The following is a 20,408-nucleotide window of genomic DNA, read 5'->3' as shown; positions in this document are numbered from 1 at the left end:
CTAAGCAAATTGAGGTATCGAAAGATTCCCTCAAGCTCGCGGCTTCAGTCGCGGGTAGTTGACTATTCTTTTATCGGTGAATTTTTATTTTACAGATTGACAATAAAAATAAACAATAATATAATAAATGTCGTGAGTTGATTCTCGCGAATTACATAAGGTTGGATCAGGTGTCGAAAGACTTAATAGGGAAGTCCGGTATAGTCCGGAGCGGTCCCGCCACTGTAGCAGCGAGTGAATCTGTATATATGTCACTGGGGGAAACCCTGGGAAGGCGCAGAGGAGCAATGACCTGGAGCCAGGAGAACTGCCTGATTGACAATCACCGTTAGACCTGCGAGTGATGGGGATGGGGATTTTGCGGCATGTCCTGGACAGGGCATACCGGATGTCAGAACAGGCAAGCTCTTCCCGCGCGCGGCGCAGGAAGGGCTTTTTTTGGCGAAAGGTTTTTCTTCCCGCCTCTGGCAGGGAGAAAGCATTGCTCATACAGTTTCATTCAGTTCTGTTTTTTGGCGGCAGGCTTGCCGCTGTGGCGCTGGCTCCCGTAGTCAGCGTCATCTTTTTCAGCCGTTGTCATCCGGTCCTGTGCCGGATTGCATCATGATACTCCCGGAGCTGCCGGCTGAAGCTGTTATCCGGCGGCTTTTTTTATGTCTGCGTGGAGCAGGGAAGGAAAGGAGACGATTTGTCTGTTAGAAGCATTATGTATTGCAGCAGCGCTCATCGGCTTGATGTACTTCGCATACCGCGGCTGGTCCATCATCCTGATCGCACCATTTTTTGCCGGTCTGGCTGCACTGGCCAGCGTCTTTGGCGTGCTGCCCGTCTACAGTGAGCTGTACATGACACGCCTGGCCGAATACACCAAGACGTATTACCCGATCTTCCTGTTCGGTGCGGTCTTCGCCCGCCTGATGGAAAAGGGCGGCCTGGCTTCTTCCGTGGCGGCCAAGATTGTGGAGGTGCTCGGTGAGAAGCGCGCGGTCCTCGCGGTGCTGCTCGGCTGCGGTGCGCTGACGTACGGCGGCCTGTCGGTCTTCGTTGTCGCCTTCGTCATGTATCCCTTCGGCGCCGTGGTGTTCCGCAAGGCGGACATCCCGAAGCGTCTGCTGCCCGCGACGCTCTGGGCCGGTATCTTTTCCTTTGCCATGGTTTCCCTGCCGGGTACCCCGCAGATCCAGAACATCATCCCGTCCTCGTATTTCTCGACGAGCACCTGGTCGGCGCCAATCATCGGCTTGTTTGCCTCGCTGCTGTTCCTGCTCATCGGCTGGGGCTGGGTCACGCACCGCGCGAAACAGCTCAAGGCCAGGGGCGAAGGCTATGGCCGCCATGTAGAGGGCAGCCGCATCAAGCCGAAACCCAAGATCCGCATCCCGTGGTACTGGGCGCTGCTGCCGCTCGCGATGGTCATCGGCATCAACATCATCCTGTCGAACCCGTTCCATTGGGACTGGGGATTCCACTGGGCAGAGGATGCACTCGAGGTGTTTCTGCCGCTCAAGCTCAGCTTGATTGCGGCCAATGTCGGTAAGGTTTCGGCCATCTGGTCCATCAGCGTCGCGCTCATCATCAGCAGTTTTGTGGCGGCGTTCATCGGACGCAAGCGCTTCATCGTCATGGACGGCTTCCTCGCACCAATCAACTACGCGGCCGTTTCTTCGGCTACGGCTGTCCTCAACGTGGCCTCCGGCTATGCTTTCGGCTGCGTCCTCACGAGCTTGCCGGGGTTCGTGCCGGTCACGCAGATGCTCATCGGCATTGCTGATTCCTTTGGCCCGCTGCTCTCGGCCGTCATCACGACGAACATCATGGCCGGTATCACGGGATCGGCTTCGGGCGGCCTGACCATCGCGCTCTCGATGCTCGGCGATCAGTGGGCGGCCATGGCGCAGGCAGCCGGCATCCCGTTGGAGGTCCTGCACCGCATCACGGCCATTGCTTCTGTCGGCATCGATCCGGTTCCTCACTGCGGCGCGCTCGTAACGCTGCTCGCCATCTGCGGGCTTACCCATCACGACTCGTATTACGATATTGCCGTCGTCATGGGCCTCAAGTTCTTCGTGCCGTTCCTCTGTATCCTGTTCTATATGGCGACAGGCCTGGCCTGATTTGCCTTTCCCGTTGAAGACGCGCAATGTTCCTGCGTGTCTTTTTTTGACGGATGCGTCCTTGCTGAGCGGACACATCCATGTTAGAATAAAGATACAGTTTTTGATAGTTTATTTAATTGTTTTGTGCAAGGAGGCGGTATCATGCATGTACGCGGCAACTTTATGCTGCTGCTGGCAGCATTCATCTGGGGCACGACGTTCGTGGCGCAGATGGTGGGCATGGATGGCCTGGGGCCGTTTTCGTACGCAGCGGCGCGCTACGCGCTCGGCTTCCTGTTCCTGGCCGGCCTGTGGTTTGTATGGCGCGGCCCGCGGCAGGCAGCCAGGCGCGCGGGCACGTATCATCCCGGCTGGAAAGCCGGGCTCGGGGCCGGCTGCATCATGTTCCTGGCGACGTCTTTCCAGCAGGTTGCCATGCTCTATACGACGGCCGGCAAGACGGCGTTCATCACGGCACTTTACATCATCTTCGTGCCGATTGGTGCGGCCTTCCTCGGCAGCCGGATCCGCATCGAGAACTGGATTGGTGCCGTCCTGGCACTGGTCGGCCTCTATTACCTTTCCATCCACGGCTCGATGGATCTGAGCTTCGGCGATATGCTGGTCTTCATCAGCGCGCTCTTCTGGACGGCGCACATCCTCTTCATCGATCGTTTCGCCTGTCTCGTGGATCCCATTGAACTCTCGACGACGCAGATCGGTGTTTGCACGCTGGGCAGCGTAATCTGTGCCCTGTGTTTTGAAACGGCGACGCCAATGGCTTTCGCCGATGCCTGGTTTGCGATTTTCTACGGCGGCGTCATGTCGGCCGGTGTGGCCTTCACGCTGCAGATCGTGGGACAGAAGTACGCGGAGCCGAGTCAGGCGGCCATCATCATGAGCTTTGAGGCCGTGTTCGGAGCCGTTTCGAGCTGGCTGATCCTCGGCGAGACGATGGCGCCGCTGCAGGTCCTCGGCTGTCTGCTGATGCTTTCGGGCATGATTGTCACGCAGCTTGGACCTGTCCTCGCCAAGACGCATCGTTCTGCTTGAAAAATCTCCCGCTTCATTGTATAATCGTACTTGTCAAATTGTTACGGACAATGCATTTGTCCGTTTGGAATGAAGAATGTACAAGGAAGTGTTTTTAGGTGAAGCTGGATAGCTTGAAGATTGTCCTGGCCTGCCTGGCTGTGCTTCTCTTTCACTGAGATGCGATGAAGAAAAGTAAATGATTCGCGAGAGCAGAGCTGCCCTGTCAGCCCTGCTCTTTATAATAAGTAGGGGATTGCGCAGACAGGGAGGAAAATCTTTTTTCCATGGCGAATTACATCATGACAAGACTGGATTATGAGAGGGGTAGAGGCGCATGGCAGCAGACGAAACAGCAATCATAAAGCCGAAAGTGAAGATCAAGGTATTTGGCGTAGGCGGCGGCGGCAACAGCGTCCTCATGCGCATGGGCCGTCACAAGGAGCTCGATATCGATCTCATCGCCATCAATACCGATGCCAAGCAGCTGGCACAGGCTGCCGATGCAGGCGTGGATACGCTGCAGATTGGCGAGGATCTGACGAAGGGACGCGGCACGGGCGGCAACATCGCTGTCGGCGAGCAGGCAGCCAAGGAAGCGGAAGGCAAGATCCGCGATGCCATGAGCGGCGCGGACCTCATCTTCATCACCGCCGGACTCGGCGGCGGCACGGGCACGGGCGCGGCTCCCGTGGTGGCGCGTGTCGCCCGCGACCTCGGGCTGCTGTCGGTGGGCGTCGTGACGCAGCCGTTCAGCTTCGAGGGCAGCCGCAAGAAACGTCTGGCCAATGAAGGGCTCATCAAGATGCAGTCGCAGATGGACGCCCTGATTCTCGTGGCGAACGACAATTTGCTCAAACTGCCGGAGAACCGTCATATGACGCTGGTCAAGGCCTTTGAGTGCGCCGACAACATCCTGCTGCAGGCCATCAACTGCATCGCCGAACTCATCCTGACGACGGGTGTCATCAACGTCGATTTTGCCGATGTTACGACGATTTTCCGCCAGAGCGAGAGCAGCGATGCGCTTCTCGGCATCGGCCGCAGTGCGCGCAGTGCCGTGGAGGCCGTCCAGCAGGCTGTTGACAGCCCGCTCATCAGCAAGAGCCTCGAAGGAGCGCGCGGCATCATCCTCAATCTGACAGGAGACAAGACGCTGAGCCTTTACGATGTCGATGAGGCCACGCGTTACATTTACGAACACACGGATCCCGAGGTCAACATCATCCTTGGTACGGTTATCGATGATTCGCTCGGCGGCGACGTGCGGGCGACCATCATCGCAACGGATTTTGCCGACAGTGTGGTGATGAAGACGCCGGAGGTCAAGGTGCCCGAGAGCAAGGTCAAGAAGAATGCGTTCTCGCTTGAGACGCCGGGCTTCATGCAGGCAAAGACGCAGCCTGCGCGGCCTGCCGGAGCATTTGCCATCCCGGCCTTCCGCCTGACGAAGGAAGACGGCAGTCCCGAAGACTCGCAGAAAAAGTGAATCATAGCAGAAAGGAAATGGAATCTTGAATAAATTAGGCCGGTTTTCCCGCACGGAGCTGCTGCTGGGAGAAGAAGGAATGAAGAAGCTGGCAAACAGCACCGTGGCGATTTTCGGTGTGGGCGGCGTCGGCTCGTTCGTGGCGGAGGGACTTGCACGTGCTGGTGTCGGACATCTCGTCCTCATCGACAACGATCTCATCTGCCTGACGAACATCAACCGTCAGATTCATGCGACGTCCAGGACGGTTGGCAAGAAGAAGACGGAGACGATGAAGGCGAGGATCCTTGATATCAATCCACAGGCCGTCGTCGATACGATCGATTCGTTTTATCTGCCGGATCATGCGGCGGACTTTTTCCAGCAGCATTACGACTACGTCGTCGATGCCATCGATACGGTGACGGGCAAGATCAATCTGGTCCTGCAGTGCCGCGACCGCGGCATCCCCATCATCTGCAGCATGGGCGCGGGCAACAAGCTGGACCCGACAAAATTCGAGGTCACGGATATCTATAAGACGAGTGTCGATCCGCTCGCGCGTGTCATGCGCAAAAAGCTCAAGGAAAACCGTGTGCGGAAGCTCAAGGTCGTCTATTCCCGGGAAAAGCCGCTTGTCGTGAAGCAGAGCGGCTGCGGCAAGAACTGCATCTGTCCGCCGGGCAGCGCGCGCAACTGTGATATGCGCCGGGCTGTTCCGGGCAGTATTTCGTTTGTGCCATCAGTGGTCGGCCTGATCATTGCCGGCGAAGTCGTGCGTGATATAACGGGTGCAAAAGTGGAGGTGTCGTGATGAATATTTCCGTGCTTGGCTGCGGCCGTTGGGGAACGTTCCATGCCTGGTATGCCCATAAGATTGGACACGAGGTCATGCTCTGGGGACGCGAGGGGTCTGTGCACCTGCAGGCGCTTTCTGAAACACGTCAGAATGAATACCTGACGCTGCCGCAGGAGGTCGCCCTGACGTATGATCTCATGGCAGCCGTATCGCATGCCGATACCATCATCATTTCCATCAGCTCCCAGCAGCTGCGCTCGTTCTGCCGGCAGCTCGCTGCGCTGGGGCTGGATCTTGCAAAGAAGCGCTTTGTGCTCTGCATGAAGGGGCTTGAGATCGGCACGGGCAAGCGCCTCACGACGGTCTTTTACGAGGAGCTCGGCACCGCCATGCGCGTGGCGGTCTGGGTCGGGCCCGGACACGTGCAGGATTTCGTGCGGGGCATCCCGAACTGCATGGTCATCGCTGCCCGCGAGATGCAGCTGACGAAGGATCTCGTCACAACGTTCTCGAGTCCGCTGATCCGCTTCTACTATGGCGAGGATCTCCTGGGCACGGAGATCGGCGCTGCCTCCAAGAACGTCATCGGGCTGGCCGCCGGCATGCTCGACGGCTTTGGCTACGGCAGCCTCAAGGGCGCGCTGATGGCCCGCGGCACGCATGAGCTTTCGCGCCTCATCGAGGCGATGGGCGGCGACCGCATGACGGTGTACGGCTTGTCGCATCTCGGTGATTACGAAGCGACGCTGTTCTCGCCGCACAGCAACAACCGCCGCTTCGGGGAAGACCTCATCACGGGCAAGCCGTTCACGAAGCTGGCGGAGGGCGTCTATACGGTGGAAGCCCTGCTGGAGCTTTCACGGGAATTCCATGTGGAACTGCCCATCTGTGCGACGGTGGATGCCATCATCCATCAGCATAAGGACCCGAAGGAACAGCTGACGCAGCTTTTCATGCGGGCGACAAAAGCAGAGTGAGACAGGAAGCAGGATCGGCCGGTATCCTGCTTTTTCTTTTGATTCCTGCAGGAACAGGATGCATAAAGAGAAAGGATTTGCTATGAGACTGCGTGACATTTCCCTGCGCAAGCGGCTTTGGGCAGCGAATCTGCTCATGGTCATCGTGCCGCTCGGTGCGCTGCTGGCCATCGGTTCCGTGCTGCTCGCACTGCTGCACCTTGCCGATGCCGATCACCTCGGCCCGCTCTCACTTTTCTGGCCGGAGCGTGGCCCTTCGCTGACCGTGCAGTATCTTGCCAGTGATTTGCGGAATCAGGTGGATAAGGCAGGTAAGAAGAGCGGGAAGGACGACGAAGCACTCAAGGATCTGCTGGCCGACTGCCGCCGTTTCGAAGAGCACGGCGCGCAGCTGGCCGTGCTGCGCAACGGCAGCGCCGTGTATGTGACGCCTGGCAGCAATCCCGGCTTCCTGGACCAGCAGATTACGCAGCGGGTGGGACCGAGCCGGTCGGCCGAATTGTGGACCGAGGATGTCTTTGCCCTGCGTTACGCTGCCCGCCGCGGCGATGTGATGGTGCTGGCCTACGGCAGGATTGCGGCCAGGCCGGCGCCGCCGGAGGCTGCCGTGCCCATGAAGCAGGTCCTTGAATATGCCCTGTTCTTTGCGCTGCTCGTGCTGACCTTGCTGATCCTGGCGCTCGGACGCTATCTTTCGCGCGTGCTCGACCGCCAGGTCCTGCGTCCCCTGGCGCAGCTCGTCGAGGCCTCTGCCGCCATCCGGCGCGGTGAATTCGACCATGCGCTGACGGTAAAGACGCACGATGAGGTCGGGCAGGCCTGCTCCGGCTTCGAGCGCATGCGTCAGGCGCTTTGCCAGGCGCGGCAGGAACGGCTCCATTACGAAGAGAACCGCAAGGAATTCATCGCGGGCATTTCACATGACCTGAGGACGCCCTTAACGGCCATCCGGGGCTATGTAAGCGGCCTGCGGGACGGCATCGCCCGTACGGAAGAGAAGCGGGAGCATTACCTGGCGATGATTTATGACAGCGTGCTCCTGCTGGAGCATCTCGTCAATAATCTGTTCCTGTTTTCCAAGCTGGATCTTGGCCGCATGGAATTCCATCTCGAGAAGACCTGTCTGTACGCGTACCTGACACATTATCTGCAAAGCGTGGATCTCGGCACGCAGCGGGTGCATTTCAAGCTGCTGCCGCAGGCGGGGACGCAGCAGGCGCAGGTCATGCTCGATCCGCTGCAGTTCCAGCGGGTCCTCGACAACCTGCTTTCCAACAGCCGGAAATACAGCGGGCAAAAGGAGCCGGTCATCGATATCCGCTTAGCGAGAGAAGGACAAGGAATTCTGCTCTTTTGGCAGGACTATGGTGTGGGTGTCGATCCTTCGAAGCTTCCACGCCTGTTTGACAGCTTCTACCGCGCGGATCAGGCCCGTTCGCGCGTGGCCGACGGCAGCGGGCTGGGGCTTGCCATCGTGAAGGAAATCCTTTCGGGCATGCAGGGCCGTGCTGAAGCGCAGCTGACGCCCGGCGGCGGGCTGACCATTGCGCTGCACCTGCCTCTGGTGCCGGATGCGATAAACGGGAAACAGAAGGGAGACGGAGCATTTGATGAAAACCATCTTGATCGTGGAAGATGACGATAAGATTGCCGAGATTGAGCAGGATTATCTCCAGGCCAACGGCTTTGCCACGGAGCGTTCGTCCGACGGGCGCAAGGGGCTCTCGATGGCTTTGCAGGGCGACTACGCTCTGATTCTGCTCGATATCATGCTGCCGGGGCTGGATGGCTTTGCCATCTGCCAGGAACTGCGCCGCAAGAAGGAGACGCCCGTGCTCATGGTGACGGCACGTCAGGAAGAAGTCGATATCTTGAAGGGCCTCGGTGCCGGGGCCGATGATTACATCATGAAGCCCTTCAATCCCAATGAGCTCGTGGCCCGGGTCAAATCGCACATCAGGCGGTTTGAGAGCATCATCGCCAGCAGCCGGCCGCATGTGCATGTCATCCGCTGCGGTGACCTTGAGATCCAGCAGGATGCCTACCGGGTCCTGCTGCGCGGGAAGGAAATCCCGTTCACGCGGCGGGAGTTTGAAGTCCTGTCGTTTCTTGCTGAGAATCCTGACATCATCTTCAGCCGGGAAACGCTGTTTGAGAAGGTTTGGGGCTGTGAGGCCATGGGGGATTCGGCCACGGTCATGGTGCACATCAACCGCATCCGCGAGAAGATCGAGGATGACCCGGCGCATCCAAAGTATCTGGAAACGGTGCGCGGCGTCGGCTACCGGTTCCGTCGCCTCTAAAGAAAATACAGCACGCAAAAAGGGAATGAGCAACGGGGCTCATTCCCTTTTTGTTTTGGGAGAGGGGGAGTATGGGATTATGGGGTTCTTTATCGTCAGGCGGAAGCGTGGAGTACGCGTCCGGTAACGGCGTCGATATCGACCTGATATTTTGCTTCGCCAACCTTGCATTTGACATGGTAGACGGGACGGAAATCGCGGCCTTCACCCGGCGCGCGGCCAAGTCGGTCACTGGGCGCAGCCATATCGCCCGGCTGTCCTGGCGCCTGATCCGGCTGGGGCGCATTGGCGGCAGGTGCAGGCTGATTCTGTGGCTGTCCCTGAGGAGGCGCCTGTTTCTCCGCGCGTGCGCCCCTGCCTTTATCCTTGCGATCTTCGCGTTTTTTGTCACGCTCGCCGTCTTTCTTGTCGCGGTCAGCGGCATTCTGCAGGGAAATCTGGCGGAAGGTGATGCTGGTTTCTTCCTGTCCGATGGCCTCGGCCGTGATGGAACGCACGGCAGCCTCGTCAATCAGGGAGAGGGAGCGCTGCGAGGCCTGTGCTTCTATGAGTGCCACCCTGGCTGCCTGCTGCTGCTGGTGTGCAGCCTGTTCCTGACTGTGATGGTACCAGGCGCCTGCTCCTCCTAGTGCAGCGAGTACGACGGCGACAATGGCGGTTTTTTTGCCCCAGGATTTGTATTTTGCGGATAATTCCATGATGAATTCCTCCTTTGGGATAATAGGATGAATGATTGGTGATGGAGCGGGGCTCTCTGTTGAAGCCCTGCCTGTCTTGATTGATTTCAGTATACGGTGCCAAGCTAAACCCTGTCTAAACACATGCGGAAGCCAGACTAAAATCGTATCCATGCGGTGTCGGAAGATCTGTTGTTCGCATGTTGACTATGAGATACGAATGTGATAAAATTAAATTTTTATTTCTTTGAAAAAAGATGGTAACTGTGATATAATGAAAATGTAATTCGGGTTTTCTATGAGTTGGTTGGCATGCAGGGGGTGTATTTTTGTTACAGATAGGTGATAAAGTCGTATATCCGATGCACGGAGCCGGTGTGATTTCCGGAATCGAGAATTGTGAAGTCCTGGGCGAAGGCAAGTCCTACTATGTCCTCAAGATGCCGATGGGAAACATGAAGGTCATGATCCCAACGGACAATGCCGACCATATCGGCCTGAGGGACATCATCCCGAAGGGTGAAGTGGACAAGGTACGGGACGTGCTCGGAGCCAAGCCGGAACGCCCGCAAGGAAGCTGGAACAAGAGATTCCATACCAATCTGGACCGCATGAAGAGCGGCGATATCTGTGATGTTGCCGCTGTGGCACGCAATCTTATCCTGCAGGACCGGCGCCGCCGCGTCTCTTCGGGAGAGCGGCGCCTGATGGACCTGGCCAAGCAGATCCTCGTCAGTGAGCTGGTATTTGCCTGCGATAAGAGCCCGCAAGAAGTAGAGAGCTGGATGGACACGGTTTTGTCGCATAACGCATATGCTTCGTAAGCTTTTTGATGGCAGCGCTCTTTTTTGACAAGTCTGAGCAGAGTAGAGTATACTGATTCTGTTCGGACTTTTCTTTTTTTATTTATTTTTTTAAGGAGGTGAAGCACATGCTGGACCGTGTTTTACGTTTTTTCATCACGCTCTTCCTGGCCATTGCCGGTGGAGCGCTGCTGGACCTTGCCAGCCCATTGCTTACCCTGTATATCAGTACGGAAATCCTGAAGATGGACATGGGGGCCATTAAAATCACGATGGCCAGTCTGCTGTGCATCCTGCTCGGCGCCATTCTCGGCGGCTTGATTGGTTTTTTCCTCTCGCCGTATCTCATACGCCGGCTCAAGAAATTCTCGATCTGGGTGGAGACACAGCTCGGCAAGATGCCCATTCACGATGTCATCGCTGGTGCTATCGGACTTTCAATCGGACTCATCATTGCGAATTTATTAGGTTATTCCTTTGCCAAGATTCCGGTGGTCGGCGATTACATTCCCGTGATTTTCAGCATCGTGTTCGGTTATCTCGGCATCCATGTCACCATCAAGAAGCGCGAGGAGCTTGCCGGTCTGTTTGACTTCATTCCGCGCTTCATGAAGGAACTCAGCCGGGCCAGGGAGGCCAAGAATCAGGCCGACAAGACTGGCGGGAATCAGCCTGTGGCGGGGGTGCCGGCAGGTGGAAAAGCACCGGCTGCGGATAAGCTCTATAAGCTGCTCGATACGAGCGTCATCATCGATGGGCGCATTGCGGATATCTGTGATACGGGCTTTATCGAGGGCACGCTGCTCATCCCCGTCTTCGTGCTCGAGGAGCTTCAGCATATTGCGGATTCCGCCGATGTACTCAAGCGCACGCGCGGGCGCCGTGGCCTCGACATCCTGCAGCGCATCCGTCAAGGTACGAAAGTCAAGGTCGAGATCACGAATGTCGATTTTGACGATATCGCTGAGGTGGATTCCAAGCTCGTGCGCCTCGGCCAGCAGGTTGGCGGCAAGATTATCACGAATGATTTCAATCTCAATAAGGTGGCGCAGCTGCGCGGCGTGCCGGTGCTCAACATCAACGAGCTCTCCAATGCCGTGAAGCCTGTCGTCATCCCCGGGGAGACGATGCGCGTTACCGTGGTCAAGTCGGGCAAGGAGCCCGGTCAGGGCGTGGCATATCTCGACGACGGCACGATGATCGTCATCGAGAACGGACACCGTCACATGAACGAAACCATCCAGGTGGAGGTCACGTCGGCGCTGCAGACGGCAGCGGGCCGCATGATCTTTGCCAAGCCGGCTCATGTGTGAAGGGAGGCAGTCCAAGTGGGAATGGTCAGCGCTATCTTTCCTGCTGCAGGCCAGGGCAAGCGCATGCAGGCAGGGCTCAACAAGGTCTTTCTCGAACTCATGGGAGAATCCATTCTGCTGCGCACGCTGCGCCAGTTTTCTGTGGTGCCGGCCGTAAAAGAGCTCGTCGTGGTGACGGGCAAGGATGAGGTGGCGGTCGTGCGCCGCCGTCTTTCCCGCGTGCCGGGACTCAAGCCCCTCAAGGTCGTGGCGGGCGGCACGGAGCGCCAGTATTCCATCTGGAACGGTCTGCGGCAGTCTGCGCCGGAAGCAGATGTCGTGCTCGTTCACGATGCGGCGCGCCCGCTCGTGACGCGGGAAACCATCGAGGCCGTTATCGCGGCGGCCAGAGAGCACGGCGCGGCAATTGCCGCGGTCCCTGAAAAGAATACCGTCAAGATTGTTGCGGACGGCATCGTGACGGCGACGCCCGACCGTTCCACGCTCTGGAGTGTCCAGACGCCGCAGGGCTTCCATCGCGACCTTCTCATCGCAGCCAATGAGCAGGCCGAACGGGATGGATTTCTGGGTACGGACGACGCCTCGCTGGTCGAGCATTACGGCACGCCGGTGCACGTCGTCATGGATTCGTATCGCAATATCAAGATCACGACGCCGGAGGACCTCATCATCGCGGAAGCACTTCTGCGCCATGAGCACGGCGGTATACGGGATTCCCTGCGCAAGGCGGCAAAGAAGGCTGCGGAGCATCTGGCAGGGAATCGCTAGGGAAAGGAGATTTCGTAGATATGATACGCTTCGGTATGGGGTACGATGTCCATCGCCTCGTCGAGGGACGCAAACTCATCATCGGCGGGGTGGAGATCCCGCATACGCTGGGACTTCTGGGGCATTCGGATGCCGATGTCCTGCTGCATGCCGTGGCTGACGCCCTGCTCGGTGCGGCGGCGCTCGGCGACATCGGACGGCATTTCCCCGATACGGATCCCCGCTACGAGGGCGCAGACAGCCGGAAACTCCTCGCGCGGGTCGCAGAACTCCTGCATGAATCCGGCTACCGCGTGGGCAATGTCGATGCGACGATCGTGGCGCAGAAGCCCAAGATGAAGGATTTCATCCCGCAGATGAATGCCAACATCGCGCAGATCCTGGGGGTGAATCTGGATCAGGTCAATGTCAAGGCCACGACGGAGGAACGCCTGGGGTTCACGGGTGCAGAGCAGGGCATTTCGGCTTATGCGGTTGCGGGAATCGAGAACCTGTGATAGAATAGGCCCTATATAAGGAAAAGCTGGGAACGGGAGAGTACATCCGGGCGTTCATGCAGAGAGGCCGGCATCTGGTGTGAGCAGGCTATGAGCAAGCGGATGGAATTGCACCCGGGAGCTGCCGTGCTGAACGAAGAACGTAGGCATGGCCGCAGGAATGCGTTACATTCTTGAGTGAAGGGACGCTTGTCCCTTAAACAGAGTGGAACCACGGCCCCGCGTCTCTGATGAGATGTGGGGCCTTTGATGTGTGTTGTGTATGTGTTTAGGAGGGACGTCCATGAGTTTCTTTTCGCGGCTCCGCAAGGATATCCGTGTTGTTTTTGAGCGTGATCCGGCAGCTCGCAGCGTGCTGGAAGTCCTTTTCTGTTATTCCGGCCTTCATGCTATCTGGCTCCACCGCATTTCGCATGCGCTGTACAAGCGCGGCTGGATCTTAATCCCGCGCATGATCTCGAATCTCGGCCGCTTTCTGACGGGCATTGAGATTCATCCCGGCGCGACAATCGGCGAAGGCCTTTTCATCGATCACGGCACGGGCATCGTCATTGGCGAGACGGCTGAGATCGGCAAGAATGTTACGCTCTATCAGGGCGTGACGCTCGGCGGCACGGGCAAGGAGAAGGGCAAGCGCCATCCGACCATCGGAAACAATGTGGTCGTGGCGTCGGGTGCCAAGGTGCTCGGTTCGTTCACGGTCGGCGATCACGCCAAGATTGGCGCCGGCTCCGTCGTATTGAAGCCGGTGCCGGCCTATGCGACGGTAGTCGGCATCCCGGGGCGCATCGTCGTCATGCACGGCAGACGCGTCCGTACAGCTGAGGAACTTCGGCAGGCCGTGCGCGACACGCATCATCTCGTAGAACCCGAGGATAATATCACGGATATCGAGGAAGAACTCGATGTCGACCTCGACCATGACATGCTGCCGGATCCGGATGAGGAAGCACGCGAGTGCATGATGCGCCAGATTCAGATGCTGGAGAAGAAAGTCAGGGCACTCGAGGAAAGAATGGAGGAGAACCATAAAAATGCTTAAAGTCTACAATACGATGACCCGCCAGAAAGAGGAATTCAAGCCGCTCAAGCCGGGGGAAGTCAGCATCTACTGCTGCGGCGTCACGCCGTACAACCATCCGCATATCGGCAATGCCCGCCCGTTTGTGACGTGGGATGTCATCCGCCGCTATTTCGCGAAAAAAGGGTACAAGGTCCATTACATCCAGAATTTCACGGATGTCGATGACAAGATCATCGCTGCCGCCAACAAAGAAGGCGTGACGTGGAAGGATATCTCGGACCGCTACATCAAGGCGTATTTCGAGGCCATGGATGCCCTCAATGTGCGCCATGCCGATGTCTACCCGCGTGTCAGCGAGACGATGCCGGAGATTATCGCCATGGTCCAGAAGCTCATCGACAAGGGCTATGCCTATGTCGTGGATGGCGATGTCTTCTACAGTGTGGAGAAGTTTGCAGGGTACGGCAAGCTCAGCGGCCGCGATCTTGAGGATATGAAGGCAGGCGCCCGCATCGAAGTCGATACGCGCAAGCATCATCCGATGGATTTCGCCCTCTGGAAATCGGCAAAGCCGGGCGAGCCGTCCTGGGACAGTCCCTGGGGCAAGGGGCGCCCCGGCTGGCACATCGAGTGCAGCACGATGTCGCTCAAGTACCTCGGCGAGAAATTCGACTTCCACGGCGGCGGCAGCGACCTGATCTTCCCACATCATGAGAATGAGATCGCGCAGTCCCAGGCATGCATCGGCGACGACCACAGCTTTGCCCGGTACTGGCTCCACAACGGGTTCATCACCATTCACAACGAGAAGATGTCGAAGTCCAAGAACAATTTCTTTACGGTCAAGGACATCCTCAAGGAATATCCGGGCGAAGTGATTCGCTTCTTCATCCTGCAGACGCATTACCGCAGCCCGCTCGATTTCTCGGATGAACGCCTCAAGGAAGCTCAGACGAGCCTTGGCCGTCTGGCCAACACGAAGGCATACATCGATGAGCTCGCAAAGAAAGAGGGCAATTCGGATACGGCAGCAGAGCTTGCAGGTACGGCAGCGGAACTGCTGAAGAATTTCTATGAGGCCATGGACGATGACTTCAACACGGCACTGGCCATCAGCCAGATGTTCGCGCTGTCAAAGGAAATCAATATCTATTACCAGGACGTGACGAACGGCGGCAAGGCGTTCGATGCGGAGAATTTTGCCAAGGTCCGTGCGGCCTATATGGAAATGGCCGGCATCATCGGTATTTTCGAGCAGCAGGAAGCAGCCAGGGACGATGGCTTCGCAGACAAGCTCATGGAGATCATCATCGCGCTCCGTCAGGATGCGCGCAAGGAGAAGAACTGGGCACTGGCTGACAAAATTCGCGACGAGCTCAAGGCGGCAGGTGTCGTCCTCGAAGATACGCCGAACGGGGTACGGTGGAAAAAGGCATGAAGTTTTCACGATTCAAGCAGCTGGTAGACATGATGTTCCAGCCGGATGGCGAGGGCGGTATCGTGGAACGATACGCCGAAAAGGACCCGAGGGCCATTCATCCCCTCGTGCTCGCCTATGTCGGTGATGCGTATTTCCATTTGTTCGTGCGCACGCGTCTGCTCTCGTTCGAGCAGGCGCAGGTCCAGGCCCTGCACACGTTCAGCGCGCAGATCGTCTCGGCTGTCTGGCAGGCCAGAGCCTATCAGGGCATTGAGGCGATGCTGACGGAAGAGGAGAAAGGCATCTATCGCCGCGGACGCAATGCCAAGAGCCATGCGCCGCGCAGCGCAAGTGTGGCCGAATACCATGCGAGTACGGGCTTTGAAGCCCTGATTGGCAGCCTCTTCCTCGCCGGCAGGGAAGAGCGCCTCGAAGAAATCTGTGAGGCGTCCTTCCAGGTGATCAGCCGGGCCATGATGAAGTCGATACAGGAACGCCATCTGCCACAGGAATCATGATGGCAGAGCCATGCTGGATGACAGGAGGGAAATTTCACCGATGATCAAAGTGAAACTTTTGGACTATACGCCGGAACCGGAACGCGTCGTGGCCATGGCGGCCCGCCTTTGCTATTCCGCCAGCGGTGCGGAGGAACTCTCCGAACGTCTGGATGACAACAAGGTGCGCGAGATGGTGCGCAAGATGGTGCGCATTGGTCATGGCTCGACGCTGGAGCACGCATCGTTCACCTTCGGCATCGAAGGTGTTTCGCGCGTGCTCACGCATCAGCTTGTACGCCATCGCATTGCAAGCTACGACCAGCAGTCGCAGCGCTATGTGGCGGCACATGGTTTTCAGTACATCACGCCGCCGAGCATCGCGGAAAAGCCCGCTGCCAAGGCCCGTTATGAGGCCCTGATGGAAGAGATTCGCGCCGTCTACGATGAACTGACGGAGATGGGGGTCCCGAAGGAGGATGCCCGCTACGTGCTCGCGAATGCAACGGAAACCAAGATCCTCGTGACGATGAATGCGCGCAGCCTGATGCATTTCTTCAATCTGCGCTGCTGCAACCGCGCGCAGTGGGAGATCCGCGAGATGGCATATAAGATGCTGGCGGAGGTCAAGAAGGTGGCGCCGACGCTCTTCTTCAATGCCGGGGCCAGCTGTGTCAATACGGGCCGCTGCCCGGAAGGTGAGATGACCTGCGGCAGGCTCCAGGAGATGCTCAAGCTGCGGGAAAAGGATTGAATATGGAACGAAAAAATAAAGAGAACAGCAAGAAGTGGGAAAAACGGGACAAGCAGCTGCCGTTCCGGAAGACGCGCGAGCATTCCGCTTCGCGCCCCGAACGCCGTGAGCGCCATGAGGAACCGGCGCGGGAGCTGCCGGATGATGTGCTCGTAGGGCGCAACGCCGTGACAGAAGCACTCAAGTCAGGACGCGGCATCAACAGGATCCTCGTCGCCAATGGCGACCGGGAAGGGTCCATTGCGGAAATCCTGGCCATGGCCAGGGAGCGCGGCGTTGTCGTGCAGAATGTGGAGCGTGCCAAGATTGAATCCCTGGCGTGCGGTCATCGCCATCAGGGCGTACTGGCTTATGTAGCGCCCGTTCCCTATGCGGAGCTTGAGGACATCCTGAATGCAGCGGAGGAAAAGGGAGAACCGCCGTTTCTCGTTCTCCTCGATGAGCTGGAGGACCCGCACAATCTCGGCGCCCTGCTGCGCACGGCCGATGCGACCGGCGTGCACGGCATTCTCATTCCGAAGCGCCGCAGTGTTTCACTGAATGCCACAGTGGCCAAGACTTCGGCTGGCGCAGTCGAATACGTGCCGGTGGCGCGCATCGGCAACGTCGCGCAGACGCTGAAGGCTCTCAAGGAAAAGGGCTTCTGGGTGGCAGGTGCCGATATGGATGACGAGAAGGCGTATTATGAAGCGGATCTCACGGGGCCGCTGGTGCTGGTGGTCGGCAGCGAGGGGAAGGGGATGAGCCGCCTTACAAAGGAGGCCTGCGATTTCATCGTGAGCATGCCGATGGTCGGTCATATCAATTCACTCAATGCATCGGTCGCCGGCTCCATCCTCATGTATGAGTCCATGCGCCAGAGACTTGCGAAGCGCGGCTGATGCCGTGCCTTGACGCACGATGGAAAAAAGGGGTATAATCTCACTGTTGAGAGACAATGCATAAATATTAAACGTCGTGTTTGTAAAGGAGAAGGTGCGATGGGAGCAGAAGCAGACACGGATGACATGGAGGAGATGTACCGCGGGTACGAGCATCTTACCGATGAAGAGATCCTCCTGGACATCAAAGAAAACAACAACAAGGTCGCACTGGATTATCTGATCAACAAGTACCGGAATTTTGTCCGGGCCAAGGCACGCTCGTATTTTCTCATCGGCGCGGATCGGGAAGACATCATTCAGGAAGGCATGATCGGCTTTTACAAGGCCATTCGCGACTTCCGCAATGACAAGCTCTCCTCGTTCCGGGCCTTTGCGGAGCTTTGCGTGACGCGTCAGATCATCACGGCTATCAAGACCGCGACCCGACAGAAACACATTCCGCTGAATTCCTATGTTTCCCTGAATAAACCGATTTACGATGAGGATTCGGACCGTACCCTGCTCGATGTCATATCGGGGGCCAAGGTGTCGGACCCCGAAGAACTCGTCATCAGTCAGGAGGAATTTGCGGATATCGAAGCCAAGATGGAAGAGATCCTTTCCGATCTGGAATGGAAGGTGCTTATGAGCTACCTGGATGGCAAGTCCTATCAGGAGATTGCCGAGGATCTCGGACGTCATGTCAAGTCCATCGACAATGCTCTGCAGCGCGTGAAGCGCAAGCTGGAGAAGTATATGGAGACTCGCAGTGATGATATCGATATCAACACGATTTACAAAGGATTGTCTTCCATCAACAGACGACTGCGTGCTACGGAAGATGATTCTCTGTAATATGGGTTGACAACTATCCCTTGATGGGTTTATCCTATCATAGTAAACAGTTATACTGAAAACTGCATATGAGGGAACAGGTGCCGCCTGCGGGCGGCTGAAAAGAGAAGCCGGTTGAAGGCCGGCGCGGTCCCGCCACTGTAAGGGGAGCGAATCTGCAAGAATGTCACTGGGGAAACCCGGGAAGGCGCAGAGAAGCGATGAACCAAGCCAGGAGAACTGCCTGTCCGAAAATCACCGTTATACCTGCGAGCGATGGGAAGGCGATTTTATATCGATGGCATGACAGCAATGGATATAAGAGGTCTTTTTGCATACGCAAAAGGACCTCTTTTTATATGTTTTTCAAGGATTTGACAGGGAGGAATTTCGATGAAGAAATGGGAAAAATTACTGGCAGCAGGTCTTTTCTGCACGGCAGTAGCCGGCTTTTACAATCCGGCTGCAGAAGCTGCATATCAGCTGAACCCGGAAGTCAAGAATGCGACGATGGCTCTGAAGACGGCTTCGGAAATCGGTGTCCTGACGAATGAGAACAAGGACCTGGCCAACCTGCAGAATAAAGATGCCATTGTGGTCATGACGTTTGGCACGACGTTCAAGGATACGCGCATGAAGACCATCGATGCAACGGTCAACGCAATCAAGGCTGCGCATCCCGGCGTCAAGGTCGTGACGGCTTATACGTCCCATATCATCATCGACCGCGTCGCCAAGAACGAGGGCATCAAGTTCCCGACGCCGGAGGAAGCACTGGACCAGCTCAAGGCAGAAGGCTACAGCCGCGTGGCGCTCGTTTCCCTCGATGTCATCCCGGGCATGGAGTACAATTACGACATGGGCGTTTATCAGAACTACAAGAATCAGTTCAAGAAGATGACGCTTGGTACTTCGCTCATGTACTGGCAGGGACAGGCCGAGCAGCCGGATGATGTGACGGAGACCATCAAGGCTCTTGCCACGCAGTTCCCGAAGCAGGGCAAACATGATGCCATCCTCATCATGGCACATGGCACGCCGCAGGTATCGAACGCGTATTATTCCGTCATTCAGGCCAAGATCGACGAGCTCGGCTACAAGAATGTATACGTCTACACCGTTGAGGGCTGGCCGTCTCTTGAGACTGTCATGCCGAAACTCAAAGCCAATGGCATCAAGAATGTGACGCTGATGCCGATGATGATGGTGGCCGGCGACCATGCCAACAACGATATGGCAGGTTCGGACCCGGATTCCCACAAATCCATCCTCGAGAAGGCCGGCTATACCGTCACGCCGTACATCCACGGCATCGGCGAAAACAAGGCCGTACAGGCTCTCTACGTTGAGCGTGCCAACGATGCATGGCAGGCTCTTGAAGCACCGAGCAAATGAGCTGAGCCATAGGCCTTTCTCAGAATTTGGCGAAAAAGCAGGAGGATGGGAACGTTGCGTCGAAATTAGTCAATAAATTGAACAGATTGGCAGGACGCATGTCTTATCGGTCTTGTTTTCACCCATACCACTTTTTCTATGTCAATGAGAGGAAGGATTAATTATGGCAGAAATGACAAAGAAAGCCCAGATCTTTCAGGATTTCCTGAAAGAAAAAAAGATTGAAGCATTTGAGGTAGAAACCCTTCCCGACGATCCGGAACAGACGACGGCGTTCCGTTCCCATGTCGAGGTAGATGGCCAGCGCCTGCCGATGCTGGTACTTCTGGACCACAGCGTATTTTCGATGATTCGCGTGCAGATTTCGCCGCGCTGCCGTACGGCAGAGAATGAAAAGGCCGTGCTTGAATTGGCCAATGAACAGAATTTCAAATACAAGCCCTTCAAGCTTTACTTCGATAAAGAAGGTTCTTTGATTCTTGACATCTGCCTGCTGACGCCGGATGAGGATTCCAAGGAACTCGGCAATATGCTCTACGCCATGTTCGACGTAATGATTGGCTACCTCAACGAGAATTATCGCGCTTTGATGAAGGCCATCTGGTAAGCTCGAAAGACTCTGGAAAATGCCATCGCAGGCATGATTTACCTGCGGTGGTATTTTTTATGCATATTCTAAAAAAATCATATAAAAGTGTTGACAAGTCAATCCGTATCCTGTATCATAATACAAGTCACCGAGAGATACGGCAACTGCAAAAAGCTCAAAAGCCTTGATTGGCAAGGGTTTTGCGGAAGCCGAAAGACTTGAAAAAGAGATAAAAAACTTCTTGACAAGGCATTATCGATGCGATAAGATATAAAAGTCGCTTGAAGCGAGAGCTTCGA

Annotated in this window: 20 protein-coding genes, 2 riboswitches and 1 other annotated feature; of the genes, 19 read left to right on the top strand and 1 reads right to left on the bottom strand. The window is 56.7% G+C overall.

Features of this window, described 5'->3' with window-relative positions; all coding sequences use genetic code 11:
- Positions 1-151 precede the first annotated feature (151 nt).
- Positions 152-330: riboswitch (cobalamin riboswitch) on the top strand.
- Between the two features lie 404 nt (positions 331-734).
- From DWX75_RS11120 to DWX75_RS11090, 7 genes are all read left to right on the top strand, one after another.
- The gene (locus tag DWX75_RS11120) at positions 735-2,114 is read left to right on the top strand and encodes a GntP family permease (RefSeq protein ID WP_118016385.1); all 1,380 of its coding nucleotides are present in this window, start codon (positions 735-737) and stop codon (positions 2,112-2,114) included.
- 144 nt (positions 2,115-2,258) lie between these two features.
- On the top strand, positions 2,259-3,149 hold the full coding sequence (locus tag DWX75_RS11115) for a DMT family transporter (protein ID WP_118016384.1): 891 nt from the start codon (positions 2,259-2,261) through the stop codon (positions 3,147-3,149).
- A gap of 316 nt (positions 3,150-3,465) precedes the next feature.
- Positions 3,466-4,617 (top strand): cell division protein FtsZ, encoded by a 1,152-nt coding sequence (ftsZ, locus tag DWX75_RS11110; RefSeq protein ID WP_118016383.1) that lies wholly within the window; start codon positions 3,466-3,468, stop codon positions 4,615-4,617.
- Positions 4,618-4,642: 25 nt separating this feature from the next.
- Positions 4,643-5,410, top strand: coding sequence for a ThiF family adenylyltransferase (locus DWX75_RS11105; protein WP_118016382.1), 768 nt, complete (start codon positions 4,643-4,645; stop codon positions 5,408-5,410).
- A complete protein-coding gene (locus tag DWX75_RS11100) occupies positions 5,410-6,372 on the top strand; it encodes an NAD(P)H-dependent glycerol-3-phosphate dehydrogenase (RefSeq protein WP_118016381.1) in 963 nt (320 codons plus the stop codon). Before DWX75_RS11105 ends, DWX75_RS11100 begins: the two co-directional genes overlap by 1 nt.
- A gap of 82 nt (positions 6,373-6,454) precedes the next feature.
- The gene (locus DWX75_RS11095) at positions 6,455-8,011 is read left to right on the top strand and encodes a cell wall metabolism sensor histidine kinase WalK (RefSeq protein ID WP_158558801.1); all 1,557 of its coding nucleotides are present in this window, start codon (positions 6,455-6,457) and stop codon (positions 8,009-8,011) included.
- Positions 7,983-8,675 carry a response regulator transcription factor gene (locus tag DWX75_RS11090; protein ID WP_118016379.1) on the top strand — a complete coding sequence of 231 codons (693 nt, stop codon included), beginning with the start codon at positions 7,983-7,985 and terminating at the stop codon, positions 8,673-8,675. The genes DWX75_RS11095 and DWX75_RS11090 overlap by 29 nt, the downstream gene beginning before the upstream one ends.
- 95 nt (positions 8,676-8,770) lie before the next feature.
- On the opposite strand, the gene DWX75_RS11085 is transcribed toward DWX75_RS11090, so the two are convergent.
- Positions 8,771-9,373: a peptidase gene (locus tag DWX75_RS11085; RefSeq protein WP_118016378.1), complete on the bottom strand. Its 603-nt coding sequence runs from the start codon at positions 9,371-9,373 to the stop codon at positions 8,771-8,773.
- Between the two features lie 308 nt (positions 9,374-9,681).
- Here DWX75_RS11085 and DWX75_RS11080 point away from each other — a divergent pair, with 308 nt between their 5' ends.
- The 12 genes from DWX75_RS11080 (at position 9,682) to DWX75_RS11025 (ending at position 20,127) form a co-directional block, all read left to right on the top strand.
- Positions 9,682-10,176, top strand: a complete 495-nt coding sequence (locus DWX75_RS11080; RefSeq protein WP_118016377.1) for a CarD family transcriptional regulator — start codon at positions 9,682-9,684, stop codon at positions 10,174-10,176.
- A gap of 107 nt (positions 10,177-10,283) precedes the next feature.
- Complete coding sequence (locus tag DWX75_RS11075) at positions 10,284-11,468, top strand: PIN/TRAM domain-containing protein (RefSeq protein WP_118016376.1); 1,185 nt, start codon at positions 10,284-10,286, stop codon at positions 11,466-11,468.
- Positions 11,469-11,489: 21 nt separating this feature from the next.
- Complete coding sequence (gene ispD / locus DWX75_RS11070) at positions 11,490-12,236, top strand: 2-C-methyl-D-erythritol 4-phosphate cytidylyltransferase (RefSeq protein ID WP_118016375.1); 747 nt, start codon at positions 11,490-11,492, stop codon at positions 12,234-12,236.
- Positions 12,237-12,256: 20 nt separating this feature from the next.
- Entirely contained in the window at positions 12,257-12,733 is a 477-nt protein-coding gene (ispF, locus tag DWX75_RS11065) for a 2-C-methyl-D-erythritol 2,4-cyclodiphosphate synthase (RefSeq protein ID WP_118016374.1), read from the top strand.
- Positions 12,734-12,752: 19 nt separating this feature from the next.
- Positions 12,753-12,965 (top strand) — a binding site (T-box leader).
- A 51-nt stretch (positions 12,966-13,016) separates the two neighbouring features.
- A complete protein-coding gene (gene cysE, locus DWX75_RS11060) occupies positions 13,017-13,775 on the top strand; it encodes a serine O-acetyltransferase (RefSeq protein WP_118016373.1) in 759 nt (252 codons plus the stop codon).
- Complete coding sequence (gene cysS / locus DWX75_RS11055) at positions 13,768-15,195, top strand: cysteine--tRNA ligase (RefSeq protein WP_118016372.1); 1,428 nt, start codon at positions 13,768-13,770, stop codon at positions 15,193-15,195. The genes cysE and cysS overlap by 8 nt, the downstream gene beginning before the upstream one ends.
- Positions 15,192-15,695: a Mini-ribonuclease 3 gene (locus DWX75_RS11050; protein ID WP_118016371.1), complete on the top strand. Its 504-nt coding sequence runs from the start codon at positions 15,192-15,194 to the stop codon at positions 15,693-15,695. The genes cysS and DWX75_RS11050 overlap by 4 nt, the downstream gene beginning before the upstream one ends.
- A gap of 40 nt (positions 15,696-15,735) precedes the next feature.
- Positions 15,736-16,428, top strand: coding sequence for an FAD-dependent thymidylate synthase (thyX, locus tag DWX75_RS11045; RefSeq protein WP_118016370.1), 693 nt, complete (start codon positions 15,736-15,738; stop codon positions 16,426-16,428).
- A 2-nt stretch (positions 16,429-16,430) separates the two neighbouring features.
- Entirely contained in the window at positions 16,431-17,309 is an 879-nt protein-coding gene (rlmB, locus tag DWX75_RS11040) for a 23S rRNA (guanosine(2251)-2'-O)-methyltransferase RlmB (RefSeq protein WP_118016369.1), read from the top strand.
- Positions 17,310-17,408: 99 nt separating this feature from the next.
- Complete coding sequence (gene sigH / locus DWX75_RS11035; protein ID WP_118016368.1) at positions 17,409-18,146, top strand: RNA polymerase sporulation sigma factor SigH; 738 nt, start codon at positions 17,409-17,411, stop codon at positions 18,144-18,146.
- A gap of 61 nt (positions 18,147-18,207) precedes the next feature.
- A riboswitch (cobalamin riboswitch) is annotated at positions 18,208-18,388 on the top strand.
- A gap of 130 nt (positions 18,389-18,518) precedes the next feature.
- A complete protein-coding gene (locus DWX75_RS11030) occupies positions 18,519-19,520 on the top strand; it encodes a sirohydrochlorin cobaltochelatase (RefSeq protein WP_118016367.1) in 1,002 nt (333 codons plus the stop codon).
- Between the two features lie 163 nt (positions 19,521-19,683).
- The gene (locus tag DWX75_RS11025; RefSeq protein ID WP_118016366.1) at positions 19,684-20,127 is read left to right on the top strand and encodes a hypothetical protein; all 444 of its coding nucleotides are present in this window, start codon (positions 19,684-19,686) and stop codon (positions 20,125-20,127) included.
- The last annotated feature ends 281 nt before the right edge of the window (positions 20,128-20,408 follow it).

The organism is Mitsuokella sp. AF21-1AC, assembly GCF_003458855.1.
GTDB lineage: Bacteria > Bacillota > Negativicutes > Selenomonadales > Selenomonadaceae > Mitsuokella.
Note: the sequence above shows the minus strand (reverse complement) of the source record. Positions and strands in the feature narration are given on the sequence as shown.

Coding starts and splice junctions, on each gene's coding strand:
- DWX75_RS11120 (WP_118016385.1), top strand. CDS start 735: ATGTACTTCGCATACCGCGGCTGGTCCATCATCCTGATCGCACCATTT.
- DWX75_RS11115 (WP_118016384.1), top strand. CDS start 2,259: ATGCATGTACGCGGCAACTTTATGCTGCTGCTGGCAGCATTCATCTGG.
- ftsZ (WP_118016383.1), top strand. CDS start 3,466: ATGGCAGCAGACGAAACAGCAATCATAAAGCCGAAAGTGAAGATCAAG.
- DWX75_RS11100 (WP_118016381.1), top strand. CDS start 5,410: ATGAATATTTCCGTGCTTGGCTGCGGCCGTTGGGGAACGTTCCATGCC.
- DWX75_RS11095 (WP_158558801.1), top strand. CDS start 6,455: ATGAGACTGCGTGACATTTCCCTGCGCAAGCGGCTTTGGGCAGCGAAT.
- DWX75_RS11090 (WP_118016379.1), top strand. CDS start 7,983: ATGAAAACCATCTTGATCGTGGAAGATGACGATAAGATTGCCGAGATT.
- DWX75_RS11085 (WP_118016378.1), bottom strand. CDS start 9,373: ATGGAATTATCCGCAAAATACAAATCCTGGGGCAAAAAAACCGCCATT.
- DWX75_RS11075 (WP_118016376.1), top strand. CDS start 10,284: ATGCTGGACCGTGTTTTACGTTTTTTCATCACGCTCTTCCTGGCCATT.
- ispD (WP_118016375.1), top strand. CDS start 11,490: ATGGTCAGCGCTATCTTTCCTGCTGCAGGCCAGGGCAAGCGCATGCAG.
- ispF (WP_118016374.1), top strand. CDS start 12,257: ATGATACGCTTCGGTATGGGGTACGATGTCCATCGCCTCGTCGAGGGA.
- cysE (WP_118016373.1), top strand. CDS start 13,017: ATGAGTTTCTTTTCGCGGCTCCGCAAGGATATCCGTGTTGTTTTTGAG.
- cysS (WP_118016372.1), top strand. CDS start 13,768: ATGCTTAAAGTCTACAATACGATGACCCGCCAGAAAGAGGAATTCAAG.
- DWX75_RS11050 (WP_118016371.1), top strand. CDS start 15,192: ATGAAGTTTTCACGATTCAAGCAGCTGGTAGACATGATGTTCCAGCCG.
- thyX (WP_118016370.1), top strand. CDS start 15,736: ATGATCAAAGTGAAACTTTTGGACTATACGCCGGAACCGGAACGCGTC.
- rlmB (WP_118016369.1), top strand. CDS start 16,431: ATGGAACGAAAAAATAAAGAGAACAGCAAGAAGTGGGAAAAACGGGAC.
- sigH (WP_118016368.1), top strand. CDS start 17,409: ATGGGAGCAGAAGCAGACACGGATGACATGGAGGAGATGTACCGCGGG.
- DWX75_RS11030 (WP_118016367.1), top strand. CDS start 18,519: ATGAAGAAATGGGAAAAATTACTGGCAGCAGGTCTTTTCTGCACGGCA.
- DWX75_RS11025 (WP_118016366.1), top strand. CDS start 19,684: ATGGCAGAAATGACAAAGAAAGCCCAGATCTTTCAGGATTTCCTGAAA.